13 protein-coding genes and 1 pseudogene are annotated in these 12,880 nt (G+C 70.8%); 7 read left to right on the top strand and 7 right to left on the bottom strand.

All coding sequences use genetic code 11. The annotated features are described in order from the left end of the window. Positions 1-6: 6 nt before the first annotated feature. Genes AB0I04_RS09040 through AB0I04_RS09025 form a run of 4 tightly spaced genes read right to left on the bottom strand, consistent with a single transcriptional unit; the run spans position 7 to position 3,287 of the window. Positions 7-1,200: an FAD-dependent oxidoreductase gene (locus AB0I04_RS09040; protein ID WP_360881303.1), complete on the bottom strand. Its 1,194-nt coding sequence runs from the start codon at positions 1,198-1,200 to the stop codon at positions 7-9. Beyond that, entirely contained in the window at positions 1,197-1,397 is a 201-nt protein-coding gene (locus AB0I04_RS09035; RefSeq protein WP_360881301.1) for a ferredoxin, read from the bottom strand. Before AB0I04_RS09035 ends, AB0I04_RS09040 begins: the two co-directional genes overlap by 4 nt. Continuing rightward, positions 1,397-2,059, bottom strand: coding sequence for a TetR family transcriptional regulator (locus tag AB0I04_RS09030; protein WP_360881299.1), 663 nt, complete (start codon positions 2,057-2,059; stop codon positions 1,397-1,399). The genes AB0I04_RS09035 and AB0I04_RS09030 overlap by 1 nt, the downstream gene beginning before the upstream one ends. A gap of 10 nt (positions 2,060-2,069) precedes the next feature. Beyond that, positions 2,070-3,287 carry a cytochrome P450 gene (locus tag AB0I04_RS09025; RefSeq protein WP_360881297.1) on the bottom strand — a complete coding sequence of 406 codons (1,218 nt, stop codon included), beginning with the start codon at positions 3,285-3,287 and terminating at the stop codon, positions 2,070-2,072. A 130-nt stretch (positions 3,288-3,417) separates the two neighbouring features. Here AB0I04_RS09025 and AB0I04_RS09020 point away from each other — a divergent pair, with 130 nt between their 5' ends. The 5 genes from AB0I04_RS09020 (at position 3,418) to AB0I04_RS09000 (ending at position 7,960) form a co-directional block, all read left to right on the top strand. Continuing rightward, positions 3,418-4,881 carry an MFS transporter gene (locus AB0I04_RS09020; RefSeq protein WP_360881295.1) on the top strand — a complete coding sequence of 488 codons (1,464 nt, stop codon included), beginning with the start codon at positions 3,418-3,420 and terminating at the stop codon, positions 4,879-4,881. A 76-nt stretch (positions 4,882-4,957) separates the two neighbouring features. Further along, complete coding sequence (locus AB0I04_RS09015) at positions 4,958-5,764, top strand: DeoR/GlpR family DNA-binding transcription regulator (RefSeq protein WP_360881293.1); 807 nt, start codon at positions 4,958-4,960, stop codon at positions 5,762-5,764. A gap of 66 nt (positions 5,765-5,830) precedes the next feature. Continuing rightward, a complete protein-coding gene (locus AB0I04_RS09010) occupies positions 5,831-7,357 on the top strand; it encodes a sugar ABC transporter ATP-binding protein (RefSeq protein WP_360881291.1) in 1,527 nt (508 codons plus the stop codon). 84 nt (positions 7,358-7,441) lie between these two features. Then, complete coding sequence (locus tag AB0I04_RS09005; protein WP_360881289.1) at positions 7,442-7,834, top strand: DUF5753 domain-containing protein; 393 nt, start codon at positions 7,442-7,444, stop codon at positions 7,832-7,834. 15 nt (positions 7,835-7,849) lie between these two features. Further along, positions 7,850-7,960, top strand: a complete 111-nt coding sequence (locus tag AB0I04_RS09000) for a DUF397 domain-containing protein (RefSeq protein ID WP_360881287.1) — start codon at positions 7,850-7,852, stop codon at positions 7,958-7,960. Between the two features lie 132 nt (positions 7,961-8,092). Here the strand turns inward: AB0I04_RS09000 and AB0I04_RS08995 are convergent, their stop codons facing one another. Beyond that, positions 8,093-8,620, bottom strand: a complete 528-nt coding sequence (locus tag AB0I04_RS08995) for a hypothetical protein (protein WP_360881285.1) — start codon at positions 8,618-8,620, stop codon at positions 8,093-8,095. A gap of 130 nt (positions 8,621-8,750) precedes the next feature. Here AB0I04_RS08995 and AB0I04_RS08990 point away from each other — a divergent pair. Next, a pseudogene (locus AB0I04_RS08990) lies at positions 8,751-9,008 on the top strand (lasso peptide biosynthesis B2 protein); the annotation flags it as partial. A gap of 17 nt (positions 9,009-9,025) precedes the next feature. Continuing rightward, a complete protein-coding gene (locus AB0I04_RS08985) occupies positions 9,026-9,421 on the top strand; it encodes a hypothetical protein (RefSeq protein WP_360881283.1) in 396 nt (131 codons plus the stop codon). A 45-nt stretch (positions 9,422-9,466) separates the two neighbouring features. Here AB0I04_RS08985 and AB0I04_RS08980 read toward each other — a convergent pair whose 3' ends face one another. After that, positions 9,467-10,246 (bottom strand): hypothetical protein, encoded by a 780-nt coding sequence (locus AB0I04_RS08980; RefSeq protein WP_360881281.1) that lies wholly within the window; start codon positions 10,244-10,246, stop codon positions 9,467-9,469. A 126-nt stretch (positions 10,247-10,372) separates the two neighbouring features. Beyond that, positions 10,373-12,829 carry a beta-L-arabinofuranosidase domain-containing protein gene (locus tag AB0I04_RS08975; protein WP_360881280.1) on the bottom strand — a complete coding sequence of 819 codons (2,457 nt, stop codon included), beginning with the start codon at positions 12,827-12,829 and terminating at the stop codon, positions 10,373-10,375. Positions 12,830-12,880 lie beyond the last annotated feature (51 nt).

Raw genomic sequence — 12,880 nt, 5'->3', positions numbered from 1 at the left:
GATCGATCAGGGCAGGGCCGGTGCGAGACCGGGCTGGGCGTCGACGACCTCCTGGCGGCGCAGGCGGACCTGCTTGGGCATGTTCCAACCGAGGACGCCGATGACCCGGCCGTCCCGGTGGTAGCGGGCGACGAAGCGGCGGTCGGCCACCGCGCCGTCGACGATGGTCACCTCGGCGTCCGGGCTCGGCAGGCCGTGGACCTGGATCTTGGTGTCGAACTGGTCGGTCCACATGTACGGCACCGGGGCGTACGGCCGGTCGTCGCCAAGGATCGTGTCGGCGGCGGCCATGGCCTGCTCGGTGGCGTTGGTCCGGTTCTCCAGCCGGAGCAGGGCGCCCAGCCCGGGGTGGTGCCAGCGGGCCACGTCGCCGACGGCGTAGATGCCGTCGGCGGCCCGGCAGTGGGCGTCGCACACGAGCCCGTCGTCCAGCCGCAGCCCGCTCCCGGCCAGCCAGTCCGTCGCCGGCGTGGCCCCGATCGCCACGACGACCACGTCGGCGGGCAGGACCTCGCCGGTGTCCAGGCGCACGCCGGTGACGCGCCCGTGCCGGGCGGTCAGGCCGCCGACTCCGGCGCCGAGCCGCAGATCGACCCCGTTCTCGAGATGCGTCTCGGCGAGCAGCCGGGAGACCAGCGGACCGAACCGGCCGGCCAGCGGCGCCGGCCCCGGGCCGGCCACGGTGACCTCCGGGCCCAGGCGGCGGGCGGTGGCGGCGATCTCGGCGGCGAGCACGCCGTCCCCGACGACCACCACGCGTGCGGCGGTGAGCAGGTCGGCCCGCAGGGCCACGGCGTCGTCGAGAGTGCGCAGCACGTGCACGCCGGACAGGCCGTCCTGGCCGGGCAGCGTGCGGGGGCGCAGTCCGGTGGCCACGACGATCGTGTCGGCCCTCAGGGCGCGCCCGGACTCGGTCCGCACCGTCCGGGTCGTCGCGTCGAGGCCGGCGGCGGGATCGCCGAGGATGAACTCGGCGTCCAGGGTGGACAGCTGGGCGGACGGGCGAAGCGCGGCCCGGCCGGGCTCCCACACTCCCGCGAGGACCTGCTTGGAAAGCGGGGGCCGGTCGTACGGTGTGTGCGGCTCGGCCCCCAGCACGGTCAGCTCGCCCTGGTATCCCCTGCGGCGCAGGGCCTCCGTCGTCGCGAGCCCGGCGGCGGACGCGCCGACCACCAGGACCCCGGCCGGATGAGACGTCATGAGGTCTCGCTCAGCCGGATGGCGCCGGCGGGGCAGACGTCGGCGGCCTCGCGGACCGCGCCGTGCAGCCGCTCGGGAGGCCGCTCGTCGAGCAGGGCGACGATCCCGTCGTCCTCCCGCTGGTCGAACACCTCCGGGGCGAGCAGGACGCAGTTGCCGGCGCCGCAGCACTTGTCCTGGTCGACGGCCACTCTCATCAGGGGTTCTCCTTGGAATCGTCACGGGGCGGGGTGACCTGAGCCAGCAGCAGCCCGGCGATCGCGTCGATCAGTCCGGTGGCCGCGTCGTGCCAGCTGGACCGGGCGGTGGGCGTGCCTTCGGCGAGCGCGCGTTCGCGTTCGGCGGTCATGTGCGTCACCAGCTGGCGGACCATCTCGCCGCGCTCGAGGCGGACCTCGACCGGCAGCTCGGGAAGGCACCGGTTCATGCCCTCCACGGCCTGGCGGAGCGAGGGCTCGCCGAGCGACTCGTCGATCATGATGGTGCGCAGCTCGGGGTCGGTCATCACCTGCGCGCTGAACCGGGCGAACCAGCTCGGGCGTGGCAGCGAGGCCAGGTGGTCGATGTTCGGGCGGATCAGGCACGCGATCCAGGCCCGCGGATCCGTCGAGCCGGCGACCTCGGCCACCATCCGCGTGCGTCGCCGATCGATGTCCTCGGTGTGCCTGCGCACGATCGCGCGGACGAGGTCGGTCTTGGTGCCGAAGTGGTAGCCGACCGCGGCGGTGTTGCCCTGTCCCGCGGCCTCGCTGATCTGGCGGTTGGAGACGGCGAACACCCCGTGCTCGGCGAACAACCGTTCCGCCGCGGCCAGGATCGACTCTCGCGTCGCCTGCACCTGTTCCGCCCGTACCGCCATGGTCATCTCCTCACCATCGAACCGGCAGGCTGCGCAGCCCGCCGACGACCAGTCCCTCAACGCGTTCTAGATTCTCCGCCGGGACGGCGAGCTCCAGGGACGGAAGGCGGTCGAGCAGCACGCCGAGCACGGTCTGCAGCTCCGTGCGGGCCAGCGACTGCCCGAGGCAGGAGTGCGCTCCGGCGCCGAAGGTCAGATGCGGGTTCGGGCTGCGGGTCAGGTCCATCTCGTTGGCCCGGTCGAAGGCGGTCTCGTCCCGGTTGGCCGCGGCCATGTCGCACAGCACGGTGGTGCCGCGGGGAATCGGCGTGTCACCGACCTCGACGTCCTGGTCGATATAGCGGACCATGCCGAGCCCGAGGTTGGTGTCGAACCGCAGTACCTCCTCGACGGCGGTCCGGACCAGCGACCGGTCGGCCAGCAGACCCTCCCAGCGCCCCCGGTCGGCCAGCAGCATGGCCACCATCTTGGCGATCATGTTCGCGGTGGTCTCGTGCCCGGCGACCAGCAGACCCTGGCCGGTGGCGACCAGCTCTGCCTCGGACAGCCCGCGGCCCTCGGCGTCGGTGGCGACGATCAGCTCGCTGAGCAGGTCGTCGCCCGGCTCGCCCCGGCGGTCGGCGATGTGGCCCGCCATGTACGCGTTGAACTCGGCCTGGGCGATCTTCACCTGCTCCTCGGTGTAGCGGGTCAGGTTCAGCATGCAGTCCGACCAGTGGGCGAACCGGTCCCGGTCGGAGTCGGGGACGCCGAGCAGGTCGCAGATCACCCACACCGGCAGCGGGAACGCCAGGCCCGACTTCAGGTCCGCGGGCCGGCCTCCGTCCACCATCGCGTCGATGAGCCCGCCGGCCATGGCCTCGATCCGCGGGCGCAGCGCCGCCATCCGCCGGGCGGTGAACCACTTGCCCACGAGCCGCCGCCAGCGCAGGTGCTCCTCACCGCTCTGGGGGAGCACGTTGGCCATCTCGTTGTTGAACACCCCGCCGGACTCGGTGTCGGAGATCCGCGCGGCGTCGGGAGCGTTCAGCCGGCGGCCGAACCGCGGGTCGGACAGCACCTGCTTGACGTCGGCGTAGCGGGTGACGAGCGACATCTCGTCTCCGCTCGGCATGGCCACGCGCGCGACCGGGCACCGCCGCCGCAGCTTCGCCCACTCGGCCGGGGGCTCCAGCGCCGCCGGGCGGGGCAGCGGGTAGTCCAGCCTCTGCTCGTCGACCTGACTCACGGGGCGTCCTCCTGTCGACTCGTTGTCGCCGTCGTTGTCAGTCAACCCGCCCGGCTGGACTAAGTCAATCGATTGATTTAAATTTTGCCAAGGCGTGTAGGCGCCGACCGTTCCGATGGAGGTTCCCCTCATGTCCCACGTTTCGACCGCCGCCGGAGCGTCCGGCCCGCCACGAGCGAACGCCGGTCCCATCGTCGCCGTGCTGGCGTTCGGCGGGATCGTGGTCTCGCTGATGCAGACCCTGGTGATCCCGCTGCTGCCCCAGCTGCCCCACCTGCTCGGCTCCTCGCCCGGGGACACGACCTGGGCGGTCACCGCCACGCTGCTCGCCGCGGCGGTGGCCACACCGGTGATCGGGCGGCTGGGTGACATGTACGGCAAGCGGCGCATGCTGCTCGTCAGCCTGGTGCTGCTGATCGTCGGCTCCGCCGTGGCCGGCCTGTCCGACTCCCTGCCGCCCATGGTCGCCGGCCGTGCCCTGCAAGGACTGGCGTCCGGCGTGATCCCGCTGGGCATCAGCATCATGCGCGACGAACTGCCCGTCGAGCGGCTCGGCGCGGCGACCGCGCTCATGAGCGCCTCACTCGGGGTGGGCGGCGCACTGGGCCTGCCCGCCGCCGCGTTCCTGGCCGAACGCGCCGACTGGCACATGCTGTTCTGGACCTCGGCCGGTATGGGCGTGCTGGCCACCGTGCTGGTGCTGCTGATCGTGCCCGAGTCGCCCGTGCGAACCCCCGGACGCTTCGACCTGCTCGGCGCGGCCGGGCTGTCCGTCGGCCTGGTCTGCCTGCTGCTGGCCATCTCCAAGGGCGCAGACTGGGGCTGGACCGAAGGCCTGACTCTCGGGCTGTTCGCCGCGGCCGTCATCGTGCTGGCCGCGTGGGGCTGGTGGGAGCTGCGCACCCGGGAACCCCTCGTGGACCTGCGCACGACCGCCCGCCGTCAGGTGCTGCTCACGAACATCGCCTCCGTCGTGTTCGGCGTCGCCATGTTCGCGATGTCCCTCGTGCTGCCGCAGCTGCTGCAACTGCCCAAGGCGACCGGGTACGGCCTGGGCCGGAGCATGCTGGCGGCCGGCCTGGTGATGGCGCCGACCGGCCTCGTCATGATGGCCGCGGCCCCGTTCTCCGCCCGCATCTCCGCGGCCCGGGGCCCGAAGGTGACCCTGATGGCCGGCGCGGTCGTGGTCGCCGCCGGGTACGGAATGGGCATCGCCCTGATGTCGGCGATCTGGCAGCTGGTGCTGGTCTCGTGCGTGATCGGCGCCGGCATCGGCCTGGCCTACGGCGCCATGCCCGCACTGATCATGGGGGCCGTGCCGGTGTCGGAGACCGCCGCCGCCAACAGCCTGAACACCCTGATGCGCTCGATCGGCACCTCGATGTGCAGCGCGGTCGCGGGCGTGGTGCTGGCCCACATGACCATCACGCTCGGCCCGGCGACCGTGCCCTCGCAGAACGCCTTCCGCGTGGTCATGGTGATCTCCGCGGCCGGCGCCGTCATCGCCCTCGCGGTCGCCGCCTTCCTGCCCGGCCGGCGCGCCGCCACCCCCACGCCGTCGCCCATGGCCACGGAACCGGCCGAGACGCACTGATCCCCGCCGGATGCGCCGTTCGGCGGGCCTGATGGCTACGATCGGGTCATCCGATGCTTTTTCATCAGGGGGGACCGTGAGCGACGTCCCAGGGCCGTCGGACGGTCGCAAGCCGGTCTTCGCCGCCGAACGCCGTAAGCGCATCCTCGAACTCCTCCGCGCGAACGGCACCCTCTCGCTGCGCGAGCTGGCGGAGGCCGTCCAGTCGTCGGAGGTCACGGTCCGCCGCGACGTCCGCGCGCTCGAGGCCGACGGGCTGCTGGACCGTCACCACGGGGGAGCCTCGCTGCCCGGCGAGCTCTCCCAGGAGCCGACGTACCTCCAGAAGGTCCAGGTCGGGAGCGAGGAGAAGGCCGCGATCGCGGACCTGGCGACCGCACTCGTCGACGACGGCGACGCGATCGCCATCGGCCCCGGCACCACGACGTACGCGCTGGCGCAGCGCCTCACCGGTCACACCGACCTGACGGTGGTCACCAACTCTCTCCTGGTCGCGCAGGCGCTCGCGGCCTCGCCGCGCATCGAGGTCGTGGTGACCGGCGGCACGCTGCGCGGCCCGGTGCAGGCGCTGATCGGCAGCGCGGCGGAGCGGTCGCTGGCCGGGCTGCGCATGCGGCGGGTGTTCATCTCCGGCAACGGGCTCACCGCCGAGCGCGGCCTTTCCACGCCGAACATGCAGGTGGCGGGCACCGACCGGGCGCTCGCCGAGGCCGCCGAGGAGGTCGTGGTGCTCGCCGACCACACCAAGATCGGTGTGAACACCATGGTGCAGACCGTGCCCCCCGAGCGCATCGACCACCTCGTCACCGGCGAGGACGCGCCGCCGGACGAACTGCACGAGCTGAGCGCACGGGGTGTACGGATCCACATCGCCCGTCTGTGATCTGGCAGGTGAGGGCCGTGTCGTGGTATCACGAGCGGACAACCGGCGCGGTACCGGAGGTGCGTCGTGACGGACAGAGCCCTGGAGGCGGCCGGGATCCTCAAGACGTTCCCCGGCACGGTCGCCCTCGACCACGTCTCACTCCTGCTCGCGCGCGGCGAGGTCCACGCCCTGACCGGTGAGAACGGCGCGGGCAAGTCCACGCTCGTCAAGGTCCTGACGGGCGTCCACCGCCCGGACGCCGGGCGGCTGCGCCGGGACGGCGAGCTGCTGCGGCTCGGCGGCCCGCTGGACGCCCGCCGCGCGGGCATCATGGCGGTCCACCAGGACGACACGCTCATCCCCTCGATGAGCATCGCCCGCAACCTGTTCGCCGGCGCGGAGCCGAGGGGCCGGCTCGGCCTGATCGACACCGCGCGGATGCACGAACAGGCCACCGACATCCTGTCCCGACGTTATGGCCTGCGCGTGGACGTACGCCGGCCGCTGGCGGCGCTGGACCCGGGCGCGCGCACGCTGGTCGCACTGGCCCGCGTGGTCACGGCCGGCGCCGAGGTGATCATCCTCGACGAGCCGACCGCGGAGATGGAGCCGCCGCAGATCGAGACGCTGTTCCGCGTCGTGGCGGAGCAGCGCGAGCAGGGCCGGGCGGTGCTGTACGTGAGCCACCGGCTCGACGAGCTGTACCGGCTCGGCGACCGCCTGACCGTGCTGCGCGCGGGCCGCGTCGTGCACAGCGGGCCGTTCGCGGCGCTGGACCGCCGCACGCTGGTGTCCATCATGCTGGGGCGGCGGCTCCAGCGGATGCCGTCCGCCGTACCCTCAGCGGCCGCCGACACCCCCGCCGACCCGCCCTACCTGCGCGCCACCGGGCTGACGCGCCGGCACGCGCTGGCCGACGTCTCGCTGGAGCTCCGGGAGGGCGAGGTGCTGGGGCTGGGCGGCCTGCTGGGAGCGGGACGCTCGGAGACCGCCAAGGCGATCGCGGGCGCGCTGACCCTCGACGCCGGCCAGGTTACGGTGGCCGGCGCCCCGTTGCCCCGGCGTTCCATCGCCGGCGCGATCCGCGCGGGCGTGGGCCTCCTGCCGGAGAACCGCGCCACCGAGGGGATCATCCCGTCGCTGTCCGTCCGCGACAACATCGCGCTGGCCGCGCTGCCGCGCCTGTCGCGCTTCGGCATCGTGTCCGGCGCGCGGATCGACCGCGTCGTGGACACCTTCATGCGCCGCCTGCACATCAAGGCGACCTCCCCGCTGCAGAAGGTCGCCGAGCTCTCCAGCGGCAACCAGCAGAAGGTCCTGCTGGCCCGCTGGCTGGCGATGCAGCCGAAGGTCCTGCTGCTGGACGAGCCGACCCGCGGCATCGACGTGGGCGCCAAGGCCCAGCTGCGCGACCTGCTGGACGAACTGGCCGTGGCCGGCCTCGCCATCCTCCTGATCTCCTCCGACCTCGAGGAGCTGGTCTCCGGCTGCGACCGCGTCGTGGTCCTGCGCGACGGCACGGTCGCCGCCGAGCTGACCGGCCGCGAGGTCACCGAGGACCGCATCATCGCCGCCATGGCCTCCGCCGGCGCCGAGCGATCGGATCGCTGACCGCGGCCAGGCAGGACCACGTCCGGGCGACACGGCGGGCCCTCACTCACCCACGAAGAGGTCGAGCGGCGTGTCCAGGTCCGAATGGAACGCCAAGCGGTCCTCGATCGTGACCGACGGCTTAAGTTCTGGGCCATCTGCGACGAGGCCGCACTTCATCGTCTTGTCGGCGGAGCGAGCGTCATGCGTGGGCAGCTTGAGCACCTGGTCGATGTCGCCGAGTTGCCCAACGTGACACTGCAAGTCATCCCCTTCGATGTCGGTGCTCACCCGGGCATGCCGGGCAGCTTCATCGTCCTCAACTTCGCCGACAACCCGACCGTGGTGTACGTCGATTCGATGGCCGGTGACCTCTTCATCGAGGAGGAGGCAGATATCCGTCGGTACACTGCCTTCTATGAGCACCTTCGGGCCGTAGCCGCACACCCCACGGCGTCCGTACGGCTGATTAGGAAGCTCGGCGAGCGTTTGACGTGAGAGGAGGTGCCGGAGATGCCCGATACTTCCCGCGCCCAGTGGCGCAAGAGCGCCCGCAGTAGCAGCGGTGCAAGTTGCGTCGAGGTCGCCGTCATGCAAGGTGACGACGACACTGAAGAAGACTAACCATCCCCACTAGCAACAAGCCCTGGCCTCGCTTCGGCGATCAGGGCTTCTTCTTATAATTCAACAATTGTTTTTACGTCAGCCAGCGGTCTGCGTGTACGAAGAGAACTCGAGCTCGGCTGACTTGTTCCGCTAATCTTCGTGCAGGGCGGCCTGGAGCCGAGTGATGTCCTCAAGATCCTTCGCCCTGCGGGGACTTCCGGGAACCCAGATCGGCATCATCTGCTTGATCTCGATCTGAGGCCTCGGGTTGATGATCGGACATTGTAGATTGCCGATACGGCCCACATACCTTTCCAGCATGTTCTCAGGCCACGGCGAGCCGGCCCACGGGCCGCCACCGACGACGACGCGGCCTGACATATCCCTTCGGAGTAGATTGAAGCTGGGGTCTTCACCGTCTTTAAGCACGTCGAGCTGCTGATCGGGTGGGAGGCCAGGTACTTGCTGATAGCCACTTCGGTCGAGCTCGGCGCCGAGAACAGATGTGTCGTGGGTCCAGGCGAACCAGTCGATGTCACGGTGATCGTGCGTGATCTCGCCCAAGAAGAAATCCATGGCCCACCCACCCCGAAGCCAAACCTGGATACCACACTCAGATGCCATGGCCACGACCTCAGCTATGAGCTGCAACTGCCTGGCGGCGCGAATCTCATCCATGGCCACGGACGCTAACGGCACCGGTCGAGCCACAACAACTCGATAAACAACCATGAGTACAGGCGGCTCACGGCTGCTGCTCCGCAACGTGGTCTGATTCGCCGCCGTCGTCAAACGCCCGAGTTGTCGCAGCGACGCCACGCCCATTGAAGCGGAAACCGCAGCGCTCGCCGCTCGGATGGCGGGACGATGGTTTCTTGGCCGCGCCGCCTGCCTGGAGGTATCCCCGGCCGCAGTCCTCATTGCGGTGCTCAGGGGTCGGGCGGTGGAGTGGTGCATCGGAGCATGCTTCGCCCCGTATGCCTCTCACGCCTGGATTCAGGTGGGCGGCAGACCAGCCGGCGAGGCGGCGGGCACGGACCGGCCGTATCTGTCGCTGACCATCTGACCCATGCGAGGCAACGGATGAACACCACTACGTTCAGCCCCCGCGTCCAAGCCGCCCTGGACGCGGTGGACGAAGACACCTACACGATCCGTCCCGACGGCAACCGAGTTTCGCAGTCGTCGGCGCGTCAGATCATCGCCACCATGCTCGACCTACTCGAGGTCCAGCATGGGCACCGTGTCCTGGAGATAGGTACCGAAACCGGCTACTCGACCGCTCTGCTCACTCAACTCGTCGGCGACCTCGGGAGCGTCACGTCGGTCGAGATCGACCCGGCCCTAACGGCACGCGCCCTAGGCCTTCTTCGAAGAGAGGGCCGGACAGCCGATCTGGTCACCGGTGACGGCTACCGACGGCTCAGACCACAACTCCGTAGCACTGAAGACGGATGGATCGTCCGCGCGACAGTGTGAGGAGGGCATCATCGCCGCGATGGCCTCCACCAGCGCCGCGGAACGTTAGAAATCAAGCAGGAGTCCATAGCCTTCACCGACGCCCTGGCCCATCCAGTCGAGGATGTCGTGCAGGTCCGGGTCCTCCGCCGCTTCCCGTACGTACTTCTCGAATGTCCAGGGGCCGGGAAGCCATACGCGGTGGTTCCGCGGAACCCGGTAGTTCCAGGCCTTCGCCAGTGCCACCGGAACGGGCTCGTCATCCCCTTGGGCGGCCGGAACGGGAGCGTGCTCCGAATCCCAGTGTGGGGCCGGTGGGACGATCGGTGCCGGGACTGTGAGGATCTCCTCCCGGATAGCCTGCAGCTCGGGATCGAGCGCCCACCTGTTCGTCCGATCCCGGGCCTGCTCCGCCGACTCGCGTAGGAGCGACCACGCCTGCGCGTACTGCGAGGTGACGTCGTAGCGGTACCAGGCCCGCAGGTAACCACGATGGGCCCCGCCGCGCACCTCGTCCAGATGCGTGCGCCACCGCCGCAGGTGGTCGGCGAGTTCACCGGGCAGGAAGCTGCGGAAGGCCGCCAGCCGCCACTCCGCCGGGAGGACGGGACTGTAGGCGAAGGAACCCACCCGGCGGTAGCAGTCCGGGCCGCCGTCGAGCTCCACATGCCGGGCGATCTCGTTCGATCCCGCGCCTGGGCGCGGTCCGCCGAGCAGGTGGTCGAACTCCCCCTCGCGCCGGTTGCCGAGGGCTGCGAACGCGGCCGCCTGGGCTTCGACCAGCGCCGCCCAGCGTTCGGGGGAGAGGCCGCTCACCGGCCGCATCCGTACCCAGTCGATCCCCACCGCTTCTCCCGCCCGCCGCCGTGAGCCGGTTCGACGCACGCGACAGAGTGTCCACCATGGCGGCAGGGCGGTCACATCGGCTCAGGGTCTCCGCGCCTCAGCCGGCGCGAAGACCCTGAGCGGTCCTCAGGCGTGTTCGATGGTCCACTCGAGGATGCCGCCCGACACGCCGTCGGAGAGGTGGGCCTCCAGCCGGAACGCGGTGGCCCGTACCGGAGTGAACGTCGTGCGGTTGTAGGTGTCGCGCGCGGTGCCGTACGCGGACGGGTCGTCGACGGGCCGCCAGGTGTCACCGTCGCGGTACAGGAGGCGCCACGACGTTGGGACGCGGCACTGCCCGTGTCCCGTGTCGTCGAACCAGTACACGGCGGTCGCCGCGGCCGTGACGGGGTCCGGGTAGTCGTACTGGACCCACTCGACGCCTCCGCGGTGGTCCCACCAGGTGAAGCGCGGGATCGACTCGTCGGCGGAGCTCGCCGGCTCGATCCCGTCGCACAGCGCCTCGGTCGTGTCCCCCTGCCACAGGTGAGAGGCCGTGGCGACCGGCACGACCTTCCATTCCCGAGCGCCCGCGCCGTGGCCGATGACCGGGAACGCGGTGAGGCGAAGCCGCGCGGCGCCCATCGGGACGAGGGTGACGGTCTCCGCGGGCTCGTCCGACCTGACGGGGCCGTCCTGCAGCGGCCGGATGACGTTCTCGTCGTCGGCCCGCCAGTTGGGGATCCGGCGGGCCCGGGCGCTGATCTCCAGGGGTGCTCCCCGCCGGGTGAACGGGTTTCCGCGCGCCGGCCGCCGCCGTACGGTGAAGGACCGTTCGTCGAGGCCGTAGTTCCACGGCGAGCCGGCGGTGACCTCGTACTCCGGCCATGCCGTGGTCCCGGCGAACGGCCGCCAGTTCTCCTCGATCGCCAGGGAGAAGGTGAGCGGACCGTGCTCCACGGAGACGGCTCCGTGGTTCTTCTCCCAGGTGCGGGTGGTCGTGCGCATGGGGAGGCGAAGCTCGATCCGGTCCCCGTTCCGCCACGTCCGGGTGACGACGACGTAGCAGGGCGCTGCCGCCCGTACGGGCACGGGTGAACCGTTCACGCGCAGCGCGGGCTCCTGACACCACTGCGGAACGCGCAGATAGAGCGGGAAGTCGACGGGACGCGGCGTGGAGATCCGCAGCGTCACGGCCTCCTCGAACGGATACCCGGTCTCCTCGGTCACGGTGACGGCGGTGCCGTCGGCTCCGACCTTCGCCGTCACCTCGGACGCGGCGTACATCGAGGCGCAGAGCCCGGAGTCGTACGTCGCGAGCCAGAGTTCCTCGGCGAAGTACGGCCAGCCCATGCCGTAGTTGTGCGGGCAGCAGCGGTAGTTGTGCACGCCCGGCATGTACGCCTGCATGGCGAAGTCGTTGTCGAACTGACCGTGCGTCTTCGGGGCGTTGTCGAGCTGGACGCAGTTGGCGCTGGTGACGTAGTGCGTGCCGCGCTGCGCGGGGTCGAAGGCGGCGGGCAGCGAGTTCACGGCGATGTTCTCGCAGCGGTCGGCCCAGACCGGGTCGCCGGTGATCCGCGTCAGGACCTCGAAGCTGTGCATCAGCTCGACGAACCCGCAGGTCTCGAAGCCCTGCCGGGGGTCGGTGAAGTACGGGCGGCAGTTCTCGTCGCCGGCGAACCCGCCGCCGGGGAACTGGCCGTACGTGCCCATGATCACGTCGTGGTTCCGGTACGTCGCCGCGCGCAGCGCCGGGTCGCCGGCCAGGACGCCGTACTGGATGGGCTCGCGGAACCCCTGGGCGAGGTTGACGTTGTGCCAGGTCGGCAGGCCGGTGACGTAGTCCGCCGAGCCGGCGTGGATCTTGCGCACCAGGTCGAGGAGCCAGGCCTCCCCGGTCCGGTTGTAGGCCCAGTAGACGCTGTCGATGGTGTCGCCCCAGCGGTATGCGCCCCAGCCGCGCCGGAACACCTCGTTGGACTGCCGGTTCTGGAAGCCGAAGTACCGGATCAGGAACGGCGTGATCCGCTCATCGCCGGTCGCCTCGGCGTACGAGCGGAGCGCGTCCAGGACCGGCATGTGCGGCCAGAAGTCGGGGCCGCCTTCGAGCGAGCTGCGGTGGACGGCCGGGCCGAACCAGCCGTCGGCCTGCTGGGCGGACAGGATGCCGTCCACCCACCGGCGTGTCAGGCTCCGTACGCGCTCGTCACCGGTGACGATGCCGAGGTCGGTGAACCCGCGCAGCCAGTACGGGAGCTCCTCCCAGCCTCCCTTCGAGGGATCGACCCACCCGTTGGTGTCGTAGTGCAGATAGTCCGATACCTCGGGCATGCGGCCGTTGAGGCCTTCGACCTGCAGGTCGAGCTGCCGCCGCAGCCATCCCTTCGGCCGTACGCTTCCCGGCGGCAGCTTGAGGAACGGCGCCGGCCGTAGCGGCGCGCGGTTCGGCGTGTAGTGGCCGCCCGCCGAGGCGGCCTCGACCGTCCGCAGGACCCGTACGCCGTCCGGGAGGCGATCGGCGCGGGCAGGGCTCGCGACGCCGGCGGCCGCGACGCCCCCGGTCACGGCGAGGCCACGGGTGAGGAACGTCCGTCGTTCCATCGGCTCTCTCCTTTCCACGGGGGGCGGGAGGGACCGGGTGGTCCCTCCCGC

This window comes from Actinoallomurus sp. NPDC050550, from assembly GCF_040655075.1.
Taxonomy (GTDB): domain Bacteria; phylum Actinomycetota; class Actinomycetes; order Streptosporangiales; family Streptosporangiaceae; genus Actinoallomurus.
The sequence above is the reverse complement of the archived record's forward strand: the minus strand, read 5'-3'. Positions and strand labels throughout refer to the sequence as shown.